Origin of the sequence: Bacillus sp. 95MFCvi2.1, assembly GCF_000374965.1 — a bacterium.
In the GTDB taxonomy this organism is placed as follows: Bacteria; Bacillota; Bacilli; order Bacillales; family Bacillaceae_G; genus Bacillus_A; species Bacillus_A pseudomycoides.
On the sequence record NZ_KB895762.1, the window covers coordinates 1 to 3,284 of the forward strand.

Annotated in this window: 3 protein-coding genes; all 3 read right to left on the bottom strand. The window is 31.1% G+C overall.

The features are described 5' to 3' along the window. Positions 1-1,265 precede the first annotated feature (1,265 nt). The 3 genes from C568_RS0129980 to C568_RS0129985 all read right to left on the bottom strand — a co-directional run bounded on the left by C568_RS0129980 (position 1,266) and on the right by C568_RS0129985 (position 2,876). Positions 1,266-1,904, bottom strand: a complete 639-nt coding sequence (locus C568_RS0129980; protein WP_018783712.1) for a MarR family transcriptional regulator — start codon at positions 1,902-1,904, stop codon at positions 1,266-1,268. 202 nt (positions 1,905-2,106) lie between these two features. Then, entirely contained in the window at positions 2,107-2,250 is a 144-nt protein-coding gene (locus tag C568_RS35990) for a hypothetical protein (RefSeq protein ID WP_176549049.1), read from the bottom strand. 197 nt (positions 2,251-2,447) lie between these two features. Beyond that, entirely contained in the window at positions 2,448-2,876 is a 429-nt protein-coding gene (locus C568_RS0129985) for a helix-turn-helix domain-containing protein (protein WP_018783713.1), read from the bottom strand. Between the last annotated feature and the right edge of the window lie 408 nt (positions 2,877-3,284).

Here is a 3,284-nt window from a genome sequence, read left to right on the forward strand (position 1 = left end):
CATCTTTTTACCCACCTTTAAAACCTAGATAAAAACCTAAGTTTTTTAAATATCTAGGGTTATTTTCAAAAAAATCAACCTTGATACCTAGGTATAAAACCTAGGTTTTTACTAATTCATTTTACTAAGGTTTATATCCTTCTGTCATATAAAAATAACGGAGTCCTTCACATCTCTAAGTCATGCTTCATTTTCTTCTTAACAAATGATTATTTAATCCATATAGCGAAGACCATGGCCGCGCCACAATTTTTTTCTAATAACCTTGCAATAAACCACAATTAAAATCATATTTTTGTTTTTTTAACATAATAAAACTCTATCAAAAAGCAAGTCATTTTATAAAATTGGAAATTCTGAATCAAAAAAAAGAGAAGAGCATAAGGGGTTTTTGGGCCCAACTAGGGGTTGGGGCTAGGCAGAGCCTAGCTTAAACGTGGGTACACGAAAATTTCCAGGATGTGTACTCACGGTCGACTCAAAATTTTCCAATTACACGTATTTTTCGTTAAAAGTAGAGTCGAGGTGTACACAAGGTACTCTTCATAGCATCAAATGTGCACCTGCTGTAGACAACATATTTTTTATAAATTGTAATCAAACATTACTTTAAAATACTAAAAGAGATCCATCCTAAAATAAGTAAACACAAGATTATAATTTAAAACAGAAAACAACAAAATGTGAGATATCATTCAGACGCTTCAAAATTCGTTTTAAAGAATATGGATCTAAAACAATACTATTTTCTGTAAAAATGAAAATGGACGCTTAAAAAGCAAAATAAACAGGTTTAAATAAGGGTTTTCGTTTGCTTTTGGGGTTGAGGTTGGTTCGTCGTGTGGGGACGAACCCCCACATATAACGTATTCTATCAATTTGGTAAGTGAAATTTTAAATCGAATTACTAGCGGTTCGGCTCGTATAATAGCAAATTCAAGCCGATGATCCCTAGTATTTGCTTTTGGATGTATCGGCTTGGTGATATCCAAACTCGAGCCGAAAAAAGTTCCGCAAGGATGTAGCAAAGCGAAAAGGGTGGAGATTTTCTGTAGTAAAACGAAAGAAAATACGACCCGTTCCTTGCGGAACTTTTAGCTCTATATATAAGAGTGAGAAGAGCAAAGTGAAAAAAGTCAGTAATGGCAAGGGTTTATAGAAGATAAGGTGTCAAAAAAAAGTGACACCGGTGTCAAAAAAAAGTGACACCTAAAAAAAGGTAAATAACATAAAAAAAAAGAACGCAAGATTTTTTTTGCATTCTTTTAAAATAAATAAATAGGTAGTTTATGTTTTTTCTTTCCTTGATCTTCGACTTTAAAATTTCTTAATGAATCTCTAAAAATATGTTGAGTTGCTTTATCTATTCCATCTTTAGGAGAGCAACACATAATATTTGGATTTACAAACCATGTACGACTAGTACAAACCCGTCCATCTTCAGTTGTAACACCTGATTGTGCAACTGCTAATACTCCCTTTTTTAATAAACCATTCATAACACTAGAAATACTTTGACGAGTCATTTTAAACTTTTCAGCTAGATATGTAGGCGATGCTGGATTATTTGTCTCACGTTCTACAAGAACATTAGTTTTAAATTCTACAGATGAAGTTAATTTGAATAAAAAAGCTTCTTCCTTACTACTTAAATAACCTATTTCAATCAAATAATCTATATTATCCATTATAATTTGCACAAATCTCACCCGATCTGTAGGTTTTTTCTTTTTACCAATAAAATACTCTTCTCCACCAGACATTTTACTTAACATCTGTAAAAGCATAGCTCTTTCTTCTTCTGAATACCCACCAGTTTGCAACTGATCATAAATACTATCAATCTTACTATCTCTTGCTTTAGCTTTTTTTTCAGCTTGTCCAAAATCTACTACTTTACTCACTGTTTCTCCTCCTACTTCCTAAACAGAAAAACGAGAAACTAAAAAGTGTATACATATTCCATTTTCAAAATACAAATTTCATGTTAAAATACACATAGATTAAATTATTCCTGTCTAGGATTTTTTGAAAAGAAACCTTGTTACCGCAAGGTTTCTTTTTTTATTCTACCACAAATTTCTACATAAAAGTTTTTCCTGTCTCTTAAGGTATTGAAATCCCAACAAAATTCAACAAAGATTTTATACTAATATAAACCGGAACAACAAATACAGCCTTTCCTACCCCATATTTGACCACATCTAACCAATTATTAATCCAAGCACCTTTTCTAGCATTTTGACTCATGCTGTTGATTTCTAAATAATTAGGCAAGCTACGTGTGTGTGATCACACACACCAAAAACGATATTTTTGAATTAGTAGGAGATCCCTACAACCTTTACCGCTTTTTCTGTCTCGAAATTTCATTTTCTCGTCCTAAAACGGTTGTCGCTTCGCTCGATTTTCAGCAAATAAAAAGAAGATCAAACTAGAAAAACAATCTAGTTCGATCTTCTTTTTATTCTAAATTCATTAATGATCGCTTTTTTTACATCACTATAAAATACCATTATCAGCATTCCCAATATAGTTATAAATAAAGAAATTCCTTCAATGCCAATAAATATCCCTATAAATATAAGAGCAATACCTATAAAAAAGCCAAAATCATTTTCATCATCATCGTCCTCACATTCATCTTTATCTTTTTTATCTAACTCCCCTCTAACATCCTCTGATCCCTTTATTAACTCATCAATTGTTACTTCATACAATTCACTAAGTAAAATCAAATTATCAATATCAGGATAACTTTTATTGCTCTCCCATTTATAAACAGCTTGTCTAGTCACTCCAACCTTGCGAGCTACATCTTCTTGTGAAAAGTTTTTTGATTCACGAAACTTTTTCAATTGCGAACCTAAATTCATATTATTCACCTCTAAGAAATCATTACATATAAAACCATAATCAATAAAGAAACCATTAGTCTAATAGATGTAAACTAATGGTTCACATATTTAAATTCTTGCTAAATCACTTAAATCTATATTCAACTAAAACAATATTATCAGAAACTAAAAAAGAATCCTAAAAACATAGGATTCCTTAATGCGAAAATGTGATATTTCATTAACCCGTCAATATGTAATATTGCATATAAAAATATATTGATATAAATGTAAGCGCTTACTATAATAAAAGCATAAAGATAAATCACATCTTAGCATCAACAACAGAGGAGGAAATAATATGGCAATCGCAATGACAGTTTTAAAATTTGTAGGTGGAGCACTTCCATTAGTTCAAGAACTTTTAAAAGCATTTATGTAAGTTTA